This window comes from Pseudomonas tensinigenes (genome assembly GCF_014268445.2).
Taxonomy (GTDB): domain Bacteria; phylum Pseudomonadota; class Gammaproteobacteria; order Pseudomonadales; family Pseudomonadaceae; genus Aquipseudomonas; species Aquipseudomonas tensinigenes.
Map to the genome: position 1 here is coordinate 602172 of NZ_CP077089.1, position 18499 is coordinate 620670.

The window sequence follows — 18499 nt, forward strand, 5'->3', positions numbered from 1 at the left end:
GGCCAGTGGACACCATGGCGCACCCGAGGCACTCTTGGGCACGCCATGGATTTCGGTAGCCCGACATGATCAAACGCCTGCTTCTCGTTCTCGCCAGTGTTTCTTTGTTGCTGGTCAACACGGCTCGTGCCGAGGACAGTCCCGACACCGATCTGGTGCTCCTTACCGAAAACTTCCCGCCGTACAACATGGCGAAGAACGGCAAGAATTTCGCCCAGGGCGAGAACATCAACGGTATCGCCACCGATATCGTGCGTGAGATGTTCCGGCGTTCCGGCCTTACTTACAGTCTGACTCTGCGCTTTCCCTGGGAGCGGGTGTACAAACTGGCGCTGGAAAATCCCGGCTACGGTGCTTTCGTGATGGCACGCCTGCCTGATCGCGAGAAACTCTTCAAATGGGTCGGACCGATCGGCCCCGACGACTGGATCCTGTTGGCCAAGGCCGACAGCAAGATCACCCTCGAAACCCTGAATGACGCGCGCAAGTACAAGATCGGCGCCTACAAGGGCGATGCCATTGCCGAGACGCTGACCAAACAAGGCTTGAAGCCCGTGGTTGTGCTGCGCGATCAGGACAATGCGAAAAAGTTGGTCAATGGTCAGATCGACCTGTGGGCCACGGGGGATCCTGCCGGGCGCTATCTGGCGCGGCAGGATGGTGTGACGGGTCTCAAGACCGTGCTGCGCTTCAATAGCGCCGAGCTGTATCTGGCTCTCAACAAAGACATTTCTGACGAAGTCGTCGCCAGGTTGCAGGCGGCATTGGATCAGATGCGCAAGGACGGCGTTGTCGACGAGATCATGGGGCGTTATCTGTAGCCGTTGGCAATTCTGTCGGCGCTGGCGTTTGCGTGATGGCGTTATCCGCTACAGAAGTGTCTATCGCGTCCGCGGCTTGCGGCTCTTCCTCAGGCAGGATCGGCTCATCCGGTACCGGCAATGTGTAGGCGCTGAAGTGCAAACTGTTGGCGTCGGTGTAACTGACAGCGCCGGTAACGTGCGTACCGTCTGCGCGTAGCAGCGTGTATTGACTTTGCATCAGGTAGACCGCCATCGAGCTGTTTTTGGCCATGACCGCGGCGATTTCAATCGGCGTTGAGTTGAGCCAGTCGTTTGAGTGGACTTCGCATTGGGTGAACTCATTGTTCAAGCGCGCCGAAAACAGGAAAGGCCGGGACACATTACTCTTCCATTGCGCGCCGAACTCGATCGAGGTGCGGTTGGTGAATGCGCGCAGACCTTCGCTGCTCTGTGCCCGGGGTGCGGTCCAGCGCATCGTCCTGTTTTGGTTTTCCCCGTTGTAGCGATGGCATATGAGCTGATACTGATCCGTGCGTTGCAGAAGATAGAAAGGTGACTGGCGCAGTTGTTCGCGTCTGGAAAACTGCGGGTCTTTTACCGCGAACCAGGGAAGTCTGGCGGTGTGCGTGGATATCTCGGGTATTTGCGAAGACGGCGAAACTGCACTGTCAAGAATCGGCGCGCCGGGACGGGGATTGATCTGCAGCGGGATCTCAAGGCGCAGTGAGTAAAGGAGGAAGTCAGCGGGCCTGGAATGACTGTTCCAGCCGACAAAGGTGCCGGGTGCCAGATGAATCACATTCGACGGGGCTGAGGGTGGAACGACACTCCAGGTGCTGACGCTTTGTCGGGCACCGCTGCCCTTGTCGTTCCACACCGGTTCACTGACGCCTGATGCGATGACGAGATCGGCGCGGACACAGCGAACCGCGTTGAGTGATGGTTTTTCGTAGCCGTCGGAGCATACAGAGCCGAGTGCCACGTAACCTTCGGGTGGAACGGGTCGCCAGATTGCACCGTCCTTCCTGGATCCCGCCCCGGTATCCTTCCAGATCAGCTCGTAGTCGTTTGGGCGACTCAGCGCTTTGCCTTTGCCAGGATCGGCACTGGGTGTTCCAGCCTCGCAAACCACAGCCACCACATGTCGGTCGGTAATGTTGTTGTGATGATCAATGGCCACGTCGCCCAATGGAAAATAGCCGGGAAGCACATCGGCGGCAGGAGTGGGGCGCCAGAAGGCGGCCGGTTTTGCCCGCGAACCGCTGGTGTCCCAGACGCGGAGAAACTCCGTGGTGAAGTTGATCAGCAGATTGTCGTGTCGAATGGCATCCGTTTGCCCGATCGGCGAAACGGTATCGTCATGAGTAGTCATGGTAGCTCCTGATAGTTGAAAGGCGACTCAGGGGAGTCGCGACCTGTTGCAGGTCTTACTATCCGGGGCTGGGCCCGATGGCTGGCGGTAACTATGTATCTACAGTCGTGACAACCTGTTACCGGTACACGCCATCTTTGCCATGGCCAGCCATGGCGCGATTGCTGCGCACGCTGATCATCTGTTTGATGTCGATCCACTCGATACCCTGGGCCTTCAGTCTGGGCAGTTCTCGCTCCAGCACCGCCAGCGTCTGTGGATACGGATGGCCGATCATGACAGCCGAGCCCTGTTTGCGGGCCAGGCTGATCGCCGTCTGCAGCTGAGTGAAGATTGCGGCCTCAGTGCGTTCGTCATCGAGAAATACATCCCGCGAAACGCTCGCCAGATCGATTTTCTGTGCCTGCTGTGCCGCCACGGTTTGAGCGCTGGTGCGGCTGTCGACGAAAAACTTGTGGCGGCGCTGCAGCTCGCCCATCAACCACGCCATCGCCACCGGTTGCGCCGTCATGCGGCTGCCCATGTGGTTATTGATCCCGGCCGTGTACGGGACCATTTTGAATGCGGCGTTGAGGCGTTTTTGCAGTTCTTCGATCGGCAAATCCGGGTGCCAGGCATAAGGCCCGGTGGCCGGGTCCATCGGCATGTGCAGGATGACGATCTTGCCGGCGCGATGGGCTTCGCGGGCGAACTCGGTGGCGTGCGGGGTATCTGGCATGATCGCTGTGGTCACCGGGCCGGGCAGAGCCAGCACGCGGCGATCGCGGGGCAGGTTCTGCCCCAGGTCGTCGATGATCAGTGTCAGGTAGGCTTTGTGCGGCGTTGAACTGGCGGGCTCTGCATGAGCAGCACCCGCCAGACAGCACAATAAAACAAAGAGAAAACGCAGAGACATCCTCAACGGCCGGACGTAATGCTCAGCCCTTTGAGCAGGCTCAGGGCCTGGGCCAATTGGTAATCGTCATCCTGCGGCATGGCTTTGGCCTTGCTGGCGGATCCGCTCGGCTTGTCCGCGCCGCCGTTGCCGTTGCCCAAGTGACCTTGCAGGTCGGCTTCCTTGAAGTATTCGCCGTCGGCCTCGCTGGTGATCTTGGCCTTGCGCACTTCGATGTCCGGCACGATGCCCTGTGCCTGAATCGAACGGCCATTCGGTGTGAAGTACAGCGCGGTGGTGATCTTCAGTGCGCGGTCGTTGTTCAGCGGCAGCACGGTTTGTACCGAGCCTTTGCCGAAACTGGTGGTGCCCATGACCACCGCGCGTTTCTGGTCCTGCAGGGCGCCGGCGACGATTTCCGAAGCCGAGGCGCTGCCACCGTTGATCAACACCACCATCGGCACCGCTTCGCTTTCGTCCTTGCCGGTAGCCGAGAAGCGCAGTTCGGAATTGGCGATGCGGCCTTTGGTGTAAACGATCAGGCCTTTGGTGATGAAGTGGTCGACCACTTCCACCGCCGCCTGCAACACGCCGCCCGGGTTGTTGCGCAAGTCGAGAATGATGCCGTTGAGCTTCTTGCCGTTGTCCTTGCGCAGCTTGGCCAGGGCCTTGGAAACCTCTTCGCCGGTCTTGACCTGGAACTGGGTGATGCGGATGTACGCGTAGCCGGTTTCCAGCAGTTGCGCCTTGACGCTCTTCACCTGAATCACCGCACGGGCCAGGGTCACGTCGAACGGCGTGCCGCCATCGCGGACCAGGGTCAGGGTGATTTTCTGGCCGATCTTGCCGCGCATCTTGTCGACGGCTTCGGTCATGGTCTGGCCGCGCGTTGGCGCGCCGTTGATCTTGACGATGAAGTCGCCGGCCTGAATGCCGGCTTTCGACGCCGGGGTGTCATCGATTGGCGAGACCACTTTGATGAAGCCGTCTTCGGCACCGACTTCAATACCCAGGCCGCCGAATTCACCGCTGGTGCTTTCCTGTAGCTCGGTGAAATCTTCAGGGCCCAGATAGGCGGAATGCGGATCGAGGTTGCTGAGCATGCCCTTGATCGCGTTTTCCAGCAGGGTCTTGTCGTCTACCGGCTCGACGTAAGCGGCTTTGATCCGGTCCATGACCTCGGCAAAGGTGCGCAACTCTTCCAGTGGCAACGGTGCCTTGGAGGTCGCGGCAGTGCCTGCCGGAGCGACGGTCGGGGCCGGTTGCGCGGCGAACGCCAGAGGCGCGCCGATCACCAGGGCGATCGTCAGGGCCAGCGAGGTAAGGCGGGACAAATGCAGCATGTCGAACGAACTCCTGAATTAGATGGCGCGCTTATCCTTGCGCGCGGCACCATTGCGCCGGATCACTCGGGTGACCCTGCTGACGAATTGCGAAATACAGCGCTGATGTGTCCTGGCCGCCACTGTTACCGACAGTGGAGATGGACTCACCGGCTTTAACCACATCACCGGCCGACTTGAGCAGCGTCTGGTTGTGACCGTAAAGACTCAGAAAACCGTTGCCGTGATCGAGGATCACCAGCAACCCGGCGCCGCGCAGCCAGTCGGCGAACACCACGCGACCACCGTGTACGGCATGCACCTGGCTGCCTGCGGAGGCGCTGATCATCACGCCGTCCCACTTGGTGCGGGCATCGTCGCCACGGCTTTCGCCGAAGCGTGCCAGCAGTCGACCATCAACCGGCCACGGAAGTTTTCCCCGGGTTGCAGCAAAAGGACCACCGAAGGTCTCGCCGCTGCTGGAGACCAGCGCGCCGGGAGTGGATCTGGCCGGTTTTCGTGGGGCGTCGCTGTTTTCAGCCTGCGCCTCACGCAAGCGCTTTTTTTCCGCTTCCTGCTGGGCGATCAGCGCTTTCTGCCGCGCTTCTTCTGCCTCACGGGCCTGGCGGGCCAGGGTTTCTTCAATGGTTTTAAGGACTTTAGACAGGTCTGCCTGATCCTGCTCGCGGGCGGCGAGTTTCTGGTCGCGGGCCTTCACATCGTCATTCAGCTTGGCGAGCACCTGTTGGCGTTCCTTGCGGACTTTCTCGAGTGCTTCGCGCTGAGTGTCGAGGTCGCTTTTCTGTACCAGCAATTGCGCTTGCTGCAAACCGATGTCTTTTTCGACATTGGCCAGTTGGCGCAGGGTTTCATTGAAGCTCTTCAACTGCTCCAGACGCGCCTGGCTCAGGTAATCGTAATAGGTCAGGGTGCGGGCGAATTTCTCGGGATTCTGCTGGTTGAGCAGCAGCTTGAGGTATTCCTGCCGACCGTTCTGATAAGCCGCACGGGCCTGAATGGCGATCAGTCGCTGCTGTTCAGTGCGCGCGCTCTGGAGTTTTTTTTTCTCTGCATCGAGTCGCTGCAGCTCGGATTCGCTTTTCTGCAGTTCTTTCTGCAGCGCGTCGACCTGCTTCTGCAGCTTGCCCAACTCGGTTTCAGTGCCCTTGAGTTCTTTCTGCACGCCGGATTTTTCTTCCTGGACTTTGCCCAGCAGCTTTTTCAGCTCGGCAATGTCCTGACGCGTGGCGTCCAACTGCTGTTGGGTTTGCGCGCGCTCGTCAGCGAAGGCCGGTTGGAGCAGGCAGGTCAGAGCGAGGGCGATCAGGACGCGGAGCATAGAGGCGGGCGGCACCAGGGTAATGGACGGCCTAGTATGCCCGCCCGAGGCTGCAAAAAAAACGCCCAATTGGGGCTGTGTGATAACTGGCCTGAAAAACACCACAAACCAATGTAGGAGTGAGCCTGCTCGCGAAAGCAGTGTGTCAGGCGACATCGCTGTCGACTGATCCACCGTATTCGCGAGCAGGCTCGCTCCCACAAGGTTAGGTGTGGTTTACACCAGAATCGAGGTGCCAGTCATTTCCGTCGGTTTTTCCAGCCCCAGCAGTTTCAGCATGGTCGGCGCCACGTCCGCCAGCACGCCGCCTTCACGCACTTTCAAATCGCGCTTGCCGACATAAATGAACGGCACCGGCTCGGTGGTGTGCGCGGTGTGCGCTTGCCCGGTGGATTCATCGGCCATTTGCTCGACGTTGCCGTGGTCAGCAGTGATCAGCGCCTCGCCACCGACCTTTTCCAGCGCATCGACAATGCGACCCACGCAAGTATCGAGGCATTCAACCGCCTTCACGGCGGCGTCGAACACGCCGCTGTGGCCGACCATGTCACCGTTGGCGTAGTTGACCACGATCACGTCGAAACGCTGGTTTTCGATGGCGTCGACGATGCGGTCGGTCACCTCAGGCGCGCTCATTTCCGGCTGCAAGTCGTAAGTTGCGACCTTCGGAGACGGGATCAGAATGCGCTCTTCACCCGGGAACGGTTCTTCGCGGCCGCCGGAGAAAAAGAAGGTCACGTGCGCATATTTCTCGGTTTCAGCGATGCGCAGCTGGGTTTTGCCGTTCTTCGCCAAATAATCGCCCAGCACGTTTTCCAGGCTGCCCGCGGCGAATGCCGATGGCGCAGGAATGCTTGCGGCGTATTGGGTCAGCATGACGAAACCGGCCAGTTTCGGCTGACGTGCGCGTTCGAAATCCTTGAAGTCGTCTTCGACGAACACGCGAGTCAGCTCGCGGGCACGGTCGGCGCGGAAGTTCATGAACACCACGGCATCGCCGTCTTCGACTTTCACCGGCTCACCGATGGTAGTGGCTTTGACGAATTCGTCGCTCTCGCCGCGAGCGTAAGCAGCATCCAGACCTTCCTGGGCGGTGGCCGCGTGGAATTCGCTGTTGCCGTCGACGATCAGGTTGTACGCCTGAGCAACACGATCCCAGCGGTTGTCACGGTCCATGGCGAAGTAGCGACCGATGATGCTGGCGATACGGCCCTTGCCCAGCGCCTGGAAGGTCGCGTCGAGCAGTTCGATCGACGATGCAGCGCTTTTCGGCGGCGTGTCGCGGCCATCGAGGAAAGCGTGCAGGTAGATTTTTTCAGCACCGCGCTTGAACGCCAGTTCGGCCATGGCGATCAGGTGATCCTGGTGGCTGTGTACGCCGCCATCGGACAGCAGGCCCATGAAGTGCACGGCTTTACCGGCGGCCACGGCTTTATCCACCGCGGCGCAGATGGTCGGGTTCTCGAAGAATTCGCCGTCGCGGATCGATTTGGTTACACGCGTGAAGTCCTGATACACCACGCGGCCGGCGCCGAGGTTCATGTGGCCGACTTCGGAGTTGCCCATTTGGCCGTCCGGCAGGCCGACGTCCATGCCGCTGCCCGAGATCAAGCCGTTCGGCACAGTGGCCCAGAGGCGATCGAGAACAGGCTTCTTTGCCGCAAAAACGGCGTTGGATTCGGGGCTGTCGCTGTGACCGAAGCCGTCGAGAATCATCAGGACCAAAGGTTTAGGCGTAGTCGTCATGGAATCCACTCGTGGCTAATAAAGAAGAGGGCGATGGAAAAGGGAGTTGGAGTTTAAAGCTAAGTTCCGACCGCGTCACCGCCGGACGGGGTTTGGCCGACCATAGTGGCTGTGTATACTGGCCGACATTTTAACGCCCTGGAACCTCCTTCGATGGTTGCTCACCTGATTGAATTTGCCACTAACCACTACATTCTTGTCGGTATCTTCGTCGTACTGCTGGCTCTGCTGCTGGCGCACACGATGCAGGGCGGCGGTAAAAGCCTGAGCACCGGCGAGCTGACCGCGCTGGTCAATAAAGATGCAGGCGTGGTGGTGGACATCCGTCCGGCCAAGGATTTCGCTGCCGGCCATATCGTTGGCGCGGTGAACATTCCCCAGGACAAACTGGCTGCGCGCGTTGCCGAGCTGGAAAAGCACAAGGCCAAGACCATCATTCTGGTCGACGCCCTGGGCCAGACCGCCGGCACCCACGCCCGCGAACTGATGAAATCCGGCTTCACCGCCGCCAAGCTGTCCGGCGGGATCTCCAGCTGGAAAGGCGACAACCTGCCGCTGGTGAAGTGATATGAGTGAAGTCATCGTCTACTCCAGCGATTACTGCCCTTATTGCTCGCGAGCCAAGTACCTGCTCGAGAACAAAGGCGTGGCCTTCAAAGAGATCAAGGTCGATGGCAAGCCGCAGGTGCGCGCCGAAATGACCCAGAAAGCCGGACGCACGTCCGTGCCGCAGATCTGGATCGGCGACAAGCACATCGGCGGTTGTGACGATTTGTATGCCCTGGAGCGCGCCGGCAAGCTCGACGCGCTGCTCAAGGCCTGAACGGCTGCACCTACGTACAGCACTCCCTAAAAGACCCAAGATCGATAAGGATCTGAGATGACTGACCAACAGAACACTGCAGCCAGCGAAGAAGAAACCGCACCGCAATTCTCCTTGCAGCGCATCTACGTACGCGACCTGTCCTTCGAAGCCCCGAAAAGCCCGGCGATCTTCCGCCAGCAGTGGGACCCGGCGGTCGGCCTGGATCTGAACACTCGCCAGAAAGCGCTCGAAGGTGATTTCTACGAAGTCGTGCTGACCCTGTCCGTCACCGTGAAAAACGGTGAAGAAGTCGCCTTCATCGCTGAAGTGCAACAGGCCGGTATCTTCCTGATCAAGAACCTCGACGCGGCCTCGATGAGCCACACCCTGGGTGCGTTCTGCCCGAACATCCTGTTCCCGTACGCGCGCGAAACCCTGGACAGCCTGGTGACCCGTGGTTCGTTCCCGGCGCTGATGCTGGCTCCGGTGAACTTCGACGCCCTGTACGCGCAAGAGCTGCAGCGCATGCAGGAAAGCGGCGAAACGCCAACCGTTCAGTAAGACGGTTCAGCAACACCCCATGTGGGAGCGAGCCTGCTCGCGAAGAGGGCGTGTCAGATGACGGTTTTGTCGACTGATACACCGCTTTCGCGAGCAGGCTCGCTCCCACATTTGTTTTGCGGTGTTATTTGAAGTCGTTCTGGCGCCAGGCTTCGTACACAGCGACCGCAACGGTGTTGGACAGATTCAGGCTGCGGCAGCCTTCGCGCATCGGCAGGCGCAGGCGCTGTTCTGGCGGCAGGGCGTCGAGCACTTCCGGCGGCAGGCCACGGCTTTCCGGGCCGAAGATGAACGCATCGCCAGGAACAAACGCGGCATCATGAAACGGTCGCGAACCCTTGGTGGTGAACGCAAACAGTCTTGGGTTGCCCAGGCTTTCCAGGCAACTGGCCAGGTCCGCGTGACGTTGCAGCGTGGCATATTCATGGTAATCGAGACCGGCACGGCGCAAGCGCTTGTCGTCCATCTCGAAACCCAGCGGCTCGATCAAATGCAGGTGGCAGCCGCTGTTGGCGCACAGCCTGATAACGTTGCCGGTATTCGGCGGAATTTCTGGTTGGAAAAGGATGACGTGAAACATGCACGGCTCCGAAGGTAAAGATGAGCGGCATTCTACGCCGCCTGTGGACAACCGTTCGAAACTATTCCCGCGGGTGATCGGTTCGCTGGCGATTGTCGGACTGATGATTGGCTTGATGATCGGCCGCCTGACCACGCCGGATCCGACTGTGTTGCAGCAAGTCGAGGTCAGCGAAAGCGGGTTGGTGCTGTGGTTCAACAACGAACCGAAGCTGCACGGTGAAATCATCGATGGCACGCTCGCGCTGCTGTTTCAGGCCGAAGGCCGGGCGCAGAAGGGCCAGCTCAAACTCAACGGCAAAGACGTGAACTGGCGCACGCGAGCGAGTGACGGCGGGTTGTTGCTGACAGTGCTGGCAGCGCGGCCGCTGCAGGGTGACTGGGCCGGCAGCAAGGTCGATGAGCGTTGGCGCCTGGAGATTCGATTGCAAGCGAACTGAGCCGAGACTAACCGTCCGGCTTGGTCACTCCTACGCTTATTGACGCCGTTTCCCACTACAAAAATCTGTTTTTCCGCTCTCCCTCTTGGCGTGCGCACGCTATCGTGCGGTTCTTCTTTAAACCGGCAGGATGCCGAAACCGTCGTTCCTTGCGTGAAGCCAGGGGCGAGTTCTTCAAGGATGAAAAACATGCCAGTAAAACCACCTCGCGGTGGCAATACCCACGTGGATGTCCCCGGAGGCCCGAGCCGCCCCGGTGATGTGGATACTTCGCTCCCTGATCCATCGATCCGCAGAGGCGTCGACTCAGGTCTTGCGCTCGATGACCTGCAGCTGCGAGCCGGGCCATCGCGCGATACACACGCTGATGTCGTCCGCCCGGAGCCGGCCGTGCTGGTTCAAATGACTGCCGTTGACATCCCGCATCCGGCAGCCGCGCCGCTACTGGAGAATTACTTGATCGGCGCCAGGATAACGCTTCCAGATGCCGACAGCCGTGGCCTCAGGGTGTTTAACAAGCGTACTTACGTCGATCTGTCAGAGGGCGGCACTGTTCTGGTTGCAATGGATCCGGTCAATGCAACGTATCGCGCACGGTTACCCAATGAGCGGCATCCTTCCGGCCCCGAGTTGGTGCGCGACATTGACAGCGGTCTCTGGCATCCACGCGAAGGCGTTGACTTGACCCTTCGAACACAAGTGAAAAAAAGCCTTCCGGAACTGTCCGATCGACAAGCGGATGACTTTGTATCCCGGTTTGGTGACAAGGAGACGTTAGAGGCTGAACTCAAACGCATTCAACTGGGTTTGCCGCAGTTGGAGCGTGAGCTCAGCACCTGGACGAATGCCCTCAAGGACTCTCCCGGCGCCGAGTACGCGAGTCGACTGTCACTGAGTGCCAAGCTGATTCAACTGTACAAGTGGCAAGGCGACGATCTCGACCCTTGGGGGCGAGTCTATCGCGGCGGGCGAATGGCGGGTTTCAGGCTGGATATCAATCTGAGCGAATGGCCCATGCAAAGGGCTCCACTTTTTTCTACACCCATCAATTCCGTTGTTTCTCTTACCCTGAGAGGTTTTTCGTCACAAACACCGAAGGATTTCTTCGCCGGGTTTCCCAGCCTTGGAACATTGAGGACGTCAGGCCAGGTGTATGGACTGCCTGGCGGAGTCGGACGGCTCACGGAGTTGCGCGTGGCGGACTTGAGTAATCCTCTGCTCCACCTTTCGCTAGCCGATATTGAACAATTGAAACAGCTGCCACGTTTGCGCGAGCTGAACCTGGAAGGCCATCCCCTCGGGTATGGTTTTTCGATACGCGATATGACTGAGTTGCGGGTGTTGAAACTGGGTAATACCAGTCTTGTCGGTTTGCCTGGGGGACTGAACGAGTTGGCCGGATGGTCGCGGTTACAGGTATTGGATCTTCAACGAAATCCTTTTATAGGGCGTGCGCCTGACGTTACCGGGATGTCCGAGCTGCGGGTATTGAATCTGACGCAGACCGGTATCAGCCAGATCCCTGGCGGGCTGGGCACCGGGAATGGCCCCAAAGGCTTGGAAATATTGAAACTCGGCGAAAATTCGCTGTTTGATGCGCCTTCGCTCGAAGGAATGAGCAAGTTGCGGGAACTTGATCTTTCCAGCACGGATATCGACAAGTTTCCCGACGGCATCACGTCTGAAATTCCCGCGACAGTATTGAATCTCGCGAACAATCGAATCAGATCGATTCCCGAATCAGTGGAGCTTAGAGCAGGCTTCAACTTGACCGGAAATCCTATTACAGACCCCGCGTCCCTGCGGCGATTGATATTTGCGCGTCGACAAACGGGTACTGATATCTGGTTGGGAGTAGAGAGCGTTGATGCGTCGGCGGATCTCTGGCTACGACATGTGCCACACGCGCAAACTCCAGAGAAACTGGCGCTTTGGGACAGGTTGAACAGCTATTCTGAAAGCAGTTTGTTCTCGCGGATTCGAAATCTGAGCCGTACGCCTGAATTCTTCGTAGAACGTCAGCTATTAGAGCGCCGGGTCTGGGCGTTTCTCGAAAGTTTCGAAAAGGCAGGCGCTGTTGAACGGTCTCGCCTCAGGGACGTAGCCAGGAATGAAACGAGTCCAGGAAAGATGCTGGAAAGGCTGGAGGAGGAAATAAAGGCACTTGATCCCGGGCGACAGAATCAGCCCTTGCATCATCTACCCAAGCGTCCGAGGCTCGACTGACCCCGGGAGTGCGGCGTAAAAGCGGGAATCCCTGACCTGCCTGTATCAGGGTTCCCAAAACGGGGTGGACTTCGCTGGCAGCGTCAGTCCGGTGTAAAGAGGGAACCCCCGGCCTGCCTGTACCAAGGATCCCAAAACGGTGGGCGCATCGCGTTGCGGTGTGCGCCCGGTATAAAGAGGGGAATCCCCGGCCTGCCTGTACCAAGGTCCCCGAAACGGGTGGTGAATCGAATCACCTGTAAGACGTATTGCAGGGGGCGTGCCAGGTTTTAATCTGCTGAAACAAAAAAGCTGATCAGAGACATCAAAGCCCCGTAATTCGGGGCTTTGGTGTTTCTGGATAGTCGGTTTTTCCGTGTTCTGAGAAGTGAATGAGGCGATCCGGCTGTGCGCGATCGCGGGTCATTGTGCATTGATGCGGTGCACGGGGGCCCCTCACCCTAACCCTCCCGAAACGTCGGACCGCCCATAGGGAGAGGGAACTGACCGAGTTGTCGGTTCAAGTTACGCCGACCTGAAATATTGAGCCGGACTCAGGTTTCGAAAACATCCGAGATCGGCTCCCTTTCCCCTCTCCCCCTTGGGGAGAGGGCTGGGGTGAGGGGGATCGATCCTGAGTACACAACCATCCTCAAGCGAACAAGGTTTTAACCCTCATCCCCTTCATCATCATCCCCACCATCAACCTTCATCCCCAATTCCTTGATCTTGCGCGTCAGGGTATTACGCCCCCAACCCAACAACACCGCTGCATCACGCCGGCGCCCGGCGGTGTGCTTCAGCGCTGTCTCGATCATGATCCGTTCAAATGCCGGCACTGCGCTGTCGAGCAAACTCGACTGGCCGCGCGCCAAGGCCTGATCGGCCCACTGACGCAGCGCCTGCTCCCAGTTGGTCACCGGTGCCGAGTCCTGCGGCAGGTTCAGGAGTTCTGGCGGCAGGTCGCTGATGTGCACCTCGCGCCCGGACGCCATCACGGTGATCCAGCGGCAAGTGTTCTCCAACTGCCGCACGTTGCCGCCCCACGGCAGGTTCTTCAGGTATTCCTCGGTCTCGCTTTTCAGCAGTTTTGGCTCGACAGCCAGTTCCTGCGCGGCGCGGCTGAGGAAGTGCTTGGCCAGGGTCGGAATGTCTTCGCGACGATCCGACAGGCGGGGGATGTGGATGCGGATTACGTTGAGGCGGTGGAACAAGTCCTCACGGAATTTGCCGGCGTGCACCAGGGTTTCCAGATTCTGGTGGGTCGCGGCGATGATCCGCACATCGACCTTGACCGGCACGTGCCCGCCGACGCGGTAGAACTCGCCATCGGCCAGAACGCGCAGCAAACGGGTTTGCGTATCCGCCGGCATGTCGCCGATTTCATCGAGGAACAGCGTGCCGCCGTCAGCCTGTTCAAAGCGGCCGCGACGCAGGTTCGCCGCGCCAGTGAACGCGCCTTTCTCATGGCCGAACAGCTCGGATTCCATCAGATCTTTTGGGATTGCCGCCATGTTCAGCGCGATGAACGGCGAGGCCGCGCGCGGGCTGTGGCGGTGCAATGCGTGAGCGACCAGTTCTTTACCGGTACCGGATTCGCCGTTGATCAGCACGGTGATGTTGGAGTGGCTCAAGCGCCCGATGGCGCGAAATACTTCCTGCATCGCCGGCGCTTCGCCGATGATTTCCGGGGTGCGGGTCAGCGCCGGTACGACTTCCAGGCCTTGCTGTTCCTGGGCGTGCTGGTTGGCACGTTTGACCAGCGACACCGCTTCATCGACGTCAAACGGCTTGGGCAAATACTCAAACGCACCGCCCTGATACGAGGCGACAGCGCTGTCCAGATCGGAGTGAGCGGTCATGATGATGACCGGCAGCCGTGGGTGTTGCTCGCGAATCCGCGCCAGCAGATCCAGCCCACTGGCACCCGGCATGCGGATGTCGGAAATGATCACGTCGGGCTGCTGACGGGCCAGGCGACTCATCACACCGTCGGCGCTGTCGAAGCTCTGGGTGGTCATGCCTTCCTGCTGCAGCGCCTTTTCCAGCACCCAACGGATAGAACGGTCGTCATCGACGATCCACACGGTTTCACTACGGCTCATGTCGATGTGGCTCCTTGTTCCAGTGGCAGAAAGATCGAGAAGGTGGTGTGGCCTGGATGGCTGTCACACTCGATCAGGCCCTGGTGCTGGCTGATGATGTTCTGGGTAATGGCCAGGCCCAGCCCGGTACCGTCCGGGCGTCCGCTGACCATGGGAAAGAAAATGGTTTCCTGAAGTTCCGCCGGGATCCCGGGGCCGTTGTCGATGATCTCGATCTTGGTCACCAGACGATGGCGGACGTGGCCGATGGTGAACTGGCGCATGGTCCGGGTGCGCAGGCTGATGCGGCCCAGGCGCAGTTCGTTCTGGCTGCTGATCGCCTGCATCGCGTTGCGCACGATGTTCAACACCGCCTGAATCATTTGCTCGCGGTCGATCAATACGTCGGGAATGCTTGGGTCGTAATCGCGCACCAAGGTGATGCAGCCCTGGCTTTCGGCTTCGACCAGTTGGCAGACGCGCTCCAGCACTTCGTGGACGTTGCACATCGCCAGCGACGGCAGCTTGTTCGAGCCGAGCATGCGGTCAACCAGATTGCGCAGGCGGTCGGCCTCTTCAATGATCACGTTGGTGTAATCGCGCAGGCTGTCTTCCGGCAGTTCGCGGGCCAAAAGTTGCGCGGCGCCACGGATGCCACCCAGCGGGTTCTTGATCTCGTGGGCGAGGCCGCGCACCAGCATCTTGCTGGTTTCCTGTTTGGACAGCTGCGCCTCTTCCTTGGTGATTCGCAGCAAGCGGTCACGCGGGTGGACTTCGAGAAGGAGCATGGTCGCGCCGTTGCTGAGGATCGGCGTCACCGCGTAATCCACGGTCAGCGTCTGGCCGGTGAGGGCGGTGAGCATGGCTTCGCGTTTGGTAAACGGATGCGCCTGCTCCACGGCCTGGCGCAGGGAATTCAGCGCCTCGGTGGATTCGGTGAACAACTCGCTGATGAATTGGCCATGGCTGCGCTGCCCGCTGATGGCGAGCAGCATCTCCGCCGCCGGGTTCATGTACTCGAGGCGCAATTCGGCGTCGAGCAGGATCGTGGCGGTGGTCAGGTTGTCGAGCAGCAAACGGTGAATTGCGTCGCTAATAGTCATCGGAGCCTCTTTTGGGGGCGGAGCGTGCGCAAATAACAAGCGTCGGTGAACGGAAAATGCAAAAACCAAACCAAGGCTCTGAAAAGAAGCGTTCAACGCCTGAAACAGGCGTTTGACGCTCGTTTGAGTGGCAGGGTGCCAGCTCTCACGGGTAGTTTCGAACCAAAATGGGTTGGATTGTGGGTACGGTGCAGCCTATTGCACCAATATAGTGCGCAAAGCTGAGCGGCGTCAGAAGAAACGCAGGAAGGGGTTTTTCGGCTCGGGCGGTTTGTCTTTCAGTGGGCATTCCGGACGGATGCCGTAGTCGTCCTTGGTGCAAGGTTTGACCTGACGCTTCTGCGCAAGCGAGATGCGCAGCATATGGAAGGGCTGGTTGGCGGTGCGTTCGACGGTGCGGCCTCCGGCGTCGAGAATTTCCACGGAAAGGTTGTGGCTGCCGCGATCAATGTTGTTCAGCGGGAACACTGGACTGAGGCCTGGCTCGCCCGTGGCCTGTCCGTCCAGTAGCAGGCGATAACGGTGACCTCGCTGTAGTCCGGGCTCGCTGGTGACGCTGACAATGATTTCACCTGCGCTGCTGCGAATCGTGGCATCGGGTTCAGGTATCAGAATGCGCAGCATGTCGTAATGGAATAGAGGCTGTTCGACGGATTTTTTCGCGGTGGTGACCGGCGCGGCGGCCGTTGGGTTGGGCGACATGCGATTGCTGGTTGCGATGGGCACTCGCTTGGCGTTGCCGCGCGGTTGGTCGGTGTAGACGCGATTGCCCTGCGCATCGGTATAGGTGAAGACCTCAGCCGATGCTTGCAGCGTCAGCAGTGCCAACACAGTGATAAGCCACGCGCGAATCATGGCTTGTGTACTCGCTGTACGCTAAGGGCCGCTGGCGGGCTCTGCTGAATGATCGTCTGCCCGTCGATCACTTGCACGGCGAGACGATGTTCGCCGCGATCCACGTTCACCAGTTGCAGGATCGGCACGTTGCTCGGCTGACCGTAGGGTTCATCGTCCAATACCAGTCTTAATTGATGCGGTGGCCGCAGGCGCGGTTTGATCAGCACGTTGACGGTGAACGTGCCGTTATTGGCGCGCAGGGCTTCTTCGGTGGGCAGGCCGGCGATTTCCAGAATCTCATAGGCATCGCTGCGTGCCTGCTGGCGATTGTCCGTGCCAGAGGGGGCCGGTGCGCTGGGCGCCTGAGGCTCGACACGGTTGAGCGGCGGCAACTCCACGGGCTGCGCCTGCACGCCGTCTGGCGAGTGATCGCTGTAGACCGTGTTGCCATTGGCATCGGTGTACTTGTAGATCTGCGCGGCGGCGGGCAGGGCGATCAGCAGCAGTATGTAGATAAAGATGCGACCCATGAAATCGACCGGGATTGAAAACGATGGGATGCAGCATAGGACAGACGCGGCGGTTGGCCCAACTCGGCACACATCCGGAGATCATTCAGGCGCCACAAATCCCCTGTGGGAGCGAGCCTGCTCGCGATGGCGTAGTGTCAGTCAGCATCACCTTCAATGATCCACCGCTATCGCGAGCAGGCTCACTCCTACAGGGATTTGCGTCGAGCCATAAATCGCAATAAAAAAGGCCTCCCGAAGGAGGCCTCTTTCACTCACGCCACGTAACGCAGCGCTACCGGATCAGCAGCTGTAGTACAGCTCGTATTCCAGTGGGTGTACGAAGGTACGGACCTTGATTTCTTCTTCGGATTTCAGCGCGATGTAAGCGTCGATGAAGTCGTCGGAGAACACGCCGCCCTTGGTCAGGAACGCACGGCCTTTATCCAGCTCTTCCAGAGCTTCTTTCAGGCTGCCGCAAACTTGCGGGATCTCTTTCGCCTCTTCAGGCGGCAGGTCGTACAGGTTTTTGTCGGCAGCGTCGCCTGGGTGGATCTTGTTCTGGATACCGTCCAGGCCAGCCATCAGCAGTGCTGCGAAAGCCAGGTACGGGTTGGCAGCCGGATCCGGGAAACGCGCTTCGATACGACGGCCACGTGGGCTGTTGACGTAAGGAATACGGATCGACGCGGAACGGTTGCGAGCCGAGTAGGCCAGCATCACCGGCGCTTCGAAACCTGGCACCAGACGCTTGTAGGAGTTGGTGGCCGGGTTGGTGAAGCCGTTCAGTGCCTTACCGTGCTTGATGATACCGCCGATGAAGTACAGAGCGGTTTCGGACAGGCCGGCATAGCCTTCGCCAGCGAAGGTGTTCTTGCCATCTTTGGCGATGGACATGTGCACGTGCATACCCGAACCGTTGTCACCGTACAGTGGCTTCGGCATGAAGGTAGCGGTGCGGCCGTAGGCGTCAGCCACGTTGTGTACAACGTATTTCAGCGTCTGAACTTCGTCAGCTTTTTTCACCAGGGTGTTGAACTTGACACCGATTTCGTTCTGACCGGCAGTTGCCACTTCGTGGTGGTGAACTTCAACGGTCTGGCCCATTTCTTCCAGTGCGTTGCACATGGCAGTACGGATTTCGTGATCGTGGTCGAACGGCGGAACCGGGAAGTAACCACCTTTGATACCTGGACGGTGGCCTTTGTTGCCGCCTTCGATGTCCTGGTCGGACATCCACGAACCTTGTTCGGAGTAGATCTTGAACATCGAACCAGAGATGTCGGACTTGAACTTCACTTCGTCGAAGATGAAGAACTCAGGCTCTGGACCGGCGAATACGGTGTCACCGATACCGGTGGTCTTCAGGTATTCCTCGGCACGGTGAGCGATGGCGCGCGGGTCGCGATCGTAACCTTGCATGGTCGACGGTTCGATGATGTCGCACACCAGAATCAGGGTGGCGTCTTCGGTGAACGGGTCGAGCACGGCAGTTTCGTCGTCCGGCAGCAGGATCATGTCGGAGGCTTCGATGCCTTTCCAGCCAGCGATGGAGGAACCGTCGAACATCTTGCCGACTTCGAAGAAGTCGTCTTCCAGCGCATCGCGAGCCGGCATGGTCACGTGGTGCTGAGTGCCTTTGGTGTCCGTGAAGCGCAGATCAATCCACTTGACGTCATGATCTTTGATGAGTTGAACCGACTTCGACATAGTGTCCTCCGGGTGAATTAGGGCTGGTAGTGGATGCCCTTAATAGTGGTGATGCCGGCGCGAATACTCTGCCAAGGCAACCTGCCTCACAAGGGAGCAAATTGCATGCCAGTGCCCCAGCATGGGTTTTTTGCCCCAAATTCACGCTTATTAAGGTGCGGAGCTTCTTAAAGCAGGAAATATCGCCCTTTAATGTAGCGTCACAATCTA

General features: G+C 59.1%; 17 protein-coding genes. 6 read left to right on the plus strand and 11 right to left on the minus strand.

The genetic code is table 11. The features are described from left to right. Window positions 1–65 precede the first annotated feature (65 nt). Entirely contained in the window at window positions 66–821 is a 756-nt protein-coding gene (locus tag HU718_RS02680) for a substrate-binding periplasmic protein (RefSeq protein ID WP_102899556.1), read from the plus strand. On the opposite strand, the gene HU718_RS02685 is transcribed toward HU718_RS02680, so the two are convergent. The 5 genes from HU718_RS02685 to gpmI form a co-directional block, all read right to left on the minus strand. Beyond that, window positions 802–2175 (minus strand): Vps62-related protein, encoded by a 1374-nt coding sequence (locus HU718_RS02685; RefSeq protein WP_186613044.1) that lies wholly within the window; start codon window positions 2173–2175, stop codon window positions 802–804. The two genes, HU718_RS02680 and HU718_RS02685, sit on opposite strands and share 20 nt — an antisense overlap. Before the next feature lie 118 nt (window positions 2176–2293). Further along, complete coding sequence (locus tag HU718_RS02690; protein ID WP_095120765.1) at window positions 2294–3070, minus strand: divergent polysaccharide deacetylase family protein; 777 nt, start codon at window positions 3068–3070, stop codon at window positions 2294–2296. A gap of 2 nt (window positions 3071–3072) precedes the next feature. Further along, window positions 3073–4392, minus strand: a complete 1320-nt coding sequence (locus HU718_RS02695) for a S41 family peptidase (protein ID WP_095120764.1) — start codon at window positions 4390–4392, stop codon at window positions 3073–3075. 31 nt (window positions 4393–4423) lie between these two features. Continuing rightward, entirely contained in the window at window positions 4424–5710 is a 1287-nt protein-coding gene (locus tag HU718_RS02700; RefSeq protein ID WP_095120763.1) for a murein hydrolase activator EnvC family protein, read from the minus strand. 216 nt (window positions 5711–5926) lie between these two features. Continuing rightward, the gene (gene gpmI, locus HU718_RS02705; protein WP_186613042.1) at window positions 5927–7456 is read right to left on the minus strand and encodes a 2,3-bisphosphoglycerate-independent phosphoglycerate mutase; all 1530 of its coding nucleotides are present in this window, start codon (window positions 7454–7456) and stop codon (window positions 5927–5929) included. Window positions 7457–7609: 153 nt separating this feature from the next. Between gpmI and HU718_RS02710 the strand changes: the two genes are divergently transcribed. The 3 genes from HU718_RS02710 to secB are packed head-to-tail and all read left to right on the plus strand — an operon-like array spanning window position 7610 to window position 8822. Further along, window positions 7610–8023: a rhodanese-like domain-containing protein gene (locus HU718_RS02710; RefSeq protein ID WP_016986346.1), complete on the plus strand. Its 414-nt coding sequence runs from the start codon at window positions 7610–7612 to the stop codon at window positions 8021–8023. 1 nt (window position 8024) lies between these two features. Beyond that, window positions 8025–8279, plus strand: coding sequence for a glutaredoxin 3 (gene grxC, locus HU718_RS02715; RefSeq protein ID WP_016986347.1), 255 nt, complete (start codon window positions 8025–8027; stop codon window positions 8277–8279). A 57-nt stretch (window positions 8280–8336) separates the two neighbouring features. After that, complete coding sequence (gene secB / locus HU718_RS02720) at window positions 8337–8822, plus strand: protein-export chaperone SecB (protein WP_016772114.1); 486 nt, start codon at window positions 8337–8339, stop codon at window positions 8820–8822. A gap of 124 nt (window positions 8823–8946) precedes the next feature. Here secB and HU718_RS02725 read toward each other — a convergent pair whose 3' ends face one another. After that, window positions 8947–9402 carry a tRNA (cytidine(34)-2'-O)-methyltransferase gene (locus HU718_RS02725; protein WP_007909235.1) on the minus strand — a complete coding sequence of 152 codons (456 nt, stop codon included), beginning with the start codon at window positions 9400–9402 and terminating at the stop codon, window positions 8947–8949. On the opposite strand from HU718_RS02725, the gene HU718_RS02730 reads away from it, so the two are divergent. Together HU718_RS02730 and HU718_RS02735 are read left to right on the plus strand one after the other, a co-directional pair. Beyond that, on the plus strand, window positions 9401–9841 hold the full coding sequence (locus HU718_RS02730) for a hypothetical protein (RefSeq protein ID WP_150707983.1): 441 nt from the start codon (window positions 9401–9403) through the stop codon (window positions 9839–9841). The genes HU718_RS02725 and HU718_RS02730 overlap by 2 nt on opposite strands. Window positions 9842–10030: 189 nt before the next feature. Continuing rightward, a complete protein-coding gene (locus tag HU718_RS02735) occupies window positions 10031–12067 on the plus strand; it encodes a leucine-rich repeat domain-containing protein (protein WP_225936838.1) in 2037 nt (678 codons plus the stop codon). Between the two features lie 647 nt (window positions 12068–12714). Here HU718_RS02735 and ntrC read toward each other — a convergent pair. The 5 genes from ntrC to glnA all read right to left on the minus strand — a co-directional run bounded on the left by ntrC (window position 12715) and on the right by glnA (window position 18289). Next, window positions 12715–14151 (minus strand): nitrogen regulation protein NR(I), encoded by a 1437-nt coding sequence (gene ntrC, locus HU718_RS02740; RefSeq protein ID WP_007909238.1) that lies wholly within the window; start codon window positions 14149–14151, stop codon window positions 12715–12717. Further along, complete coding sequence (glnL, locus tag HU718_RS02745) at window positions 14148–15233, minus strand: nitrogen regulation protein NR(II) (protein WP_007909240.1); 1086 nt, start codon at window positions 15231–15233, stop codon at window positions 14148–14150. The genes ntrC and glnL overlap by 4 nt, the downstream gene beginning before the upstream one ends. A gap of 231 nt (window positions 15234–15464) precedes the next feature. Continuing rightward, the gene (locus HU718_RS02750; RefSeq protein WP_110720651.1) at window positions 15465–16088 is read right to left on the minus strand and encodes a DUF4124 domain-containing protein; all 624 of its coding nucleotides are present in this window, start codon (window positions 16086–16088) and stop codon (window positions 15465–15467) included. After that, window positions 16085–16600 carry a DUF4124 domain-containing protein gene (locus HU718_RS02755; protein ID WP_186613040.1) on the minus strand — a complete coding sequence of 172 codons (516 nt, stop codon included), beginning with the start codon at window positions 16598–16600 and terminating at the stop codon, window positions 16085–16087. Before HU718_RS02755 ends, HU718_RS02750 begins: the two co-directional genes overlap by 4 nt. Window positions 16601–16882: 282 nt before the next feature. Then, complete coding sequence (gene glnA, locus HU718_RS02760) at window positions 16883–18289, minus strand: glutamate--ammonia ligase (RefSeq protein ID WP_016985745.1); 1407 nt, start codon at window positions 18287–18289, stop codon at window positions 16883–16885. Window positions 18290–18499: the final 210 nt, after the last annotated feature.

What these genes read in the sequence shown, in the direction of transcription:
- HU718_RS02710 (WP_016986346.1), top strand. Translation starts at nt 7,610, where the DNA reads ATGGTTGCTCACCTGATTGAATTTGCCACTAACCACTACATTCTTGTC.
- gpmI (WP_186613042.1), bottom strand. Translation starts at nt 7,456, where the DNA reads ATGACGACTACGCCTAAACCTTTGGTCCTGATGATTCTCGACGGCTTC.
- HU718_RS02695 (WP_095120764.1), bottom strand. Translation starts at nt 4,392, where the DNA reads ATGCTGCATTTGTCCCGCCTTACCTCGCTGGCCCTGACGATCGCCCTG.
- glnA (WP_016985745.1), bottom strand. Translation starts at nt 18,289, where the DNA reads ATGTCGAAGTCGGTTCAACTCATCAAAGATCATGACGTCAAGTGGATT.
- HU718_RS02750 (WP_110720651.1), bottom strand. Translation starts at nt 16,088, where the DNA reads ATGATTCGCGCGTGGCTTATCACTGTGTTGGCACTGCTGACGCTGCAA.
- ntrC (WP_007909238.1), bottom strand. Translation starts at nt 14,151, where the DNA reads ATGAGCCGTAGTGAAACCGTGTGGATCGTCGATGACGACCGTTCTATC.
- HU718_RS02680 (WP_102899556.1), top strand. Translation starts at nt 66, where the DNA reads ATGATCAAACGCCTGCTTCTCGTTCTCGCCAGTGTTTCTTTGTTGCTG.
- HU718_RS02700 (WP_095120763.1), bottom strand. Translation starts at nt 5,710, where the DNA reads ATGCTCCGCGTCCTGATCGCCCTCGCTCTGACCTGCCTGCTCCAACCG.
- HU718_RS02725 (WP_007909235.1), bottom strand. Translation starts at nt 9,402, where the DNA reads ATGTTTCACGTCATCCTTTTCCAACCAGAAATTCCGCCGAATACCGGC.
- HU718_RS02730 (WP_150707983.1), top strand. Translation starts at nt 9,401, where the DNA reads ATGCACGGCTCCGAAGGTAAAGATGAGCGGCATTCTACGCCGCCTGTG.
- HU718_RS02690 (WP_095120765.1), bottom strand. Translation starts at nt 3,070, where the DNA reads ATGTCTCTGCGTTTTCTCTTTGTTTTATTGTGCTGTCTGGCGGGTGCT.
- glnL (WP_007909240.1), bottom strand. Translation starts at nt 15,233, where the DNA reads ATGACTATTAGCGACGCAATTCACCGTTTGCTGCTCGACAACCTGACC.
- HU718_RS02685 (WP_186613044.1), bottom strand. Translation starts at nt 2,175, where the DNA reads ATGACTACTCATGACGATACCGTTTCGCCGATCGGGCAAACGGATGCC.
- HU718_RS02755 (WP_186613040.1), bottom strand. Translation starts at nt 16,600, where the DNA reads ATGGGTCGCATCTTTATCTACATACTGCTGCTGATCGCCCTGCCCGCC.
- grxC (WP_016986347.1), top strand. Translation starts at nt 8,025, where the DNA reads ATGAGTGAAGTCATCGTCTACTCCAGCGATTACTGCCCTTATTGCTCG.
- HU718_RS02735 (WP_225936838.1), top strand. Translation starts at nt 10,031, where the DNA reads ATGCCAGTAAAACCACCTCGCGGTGGCAATACCCACGTGGATGTCCCC.
- secB (WP_016772114.1), top strand. Translation starts at nt 8,337, where the DNA reads ATGACTGACCAACAGAACACTGCAGCCAGCGAAGAAGAAACCGCACCG.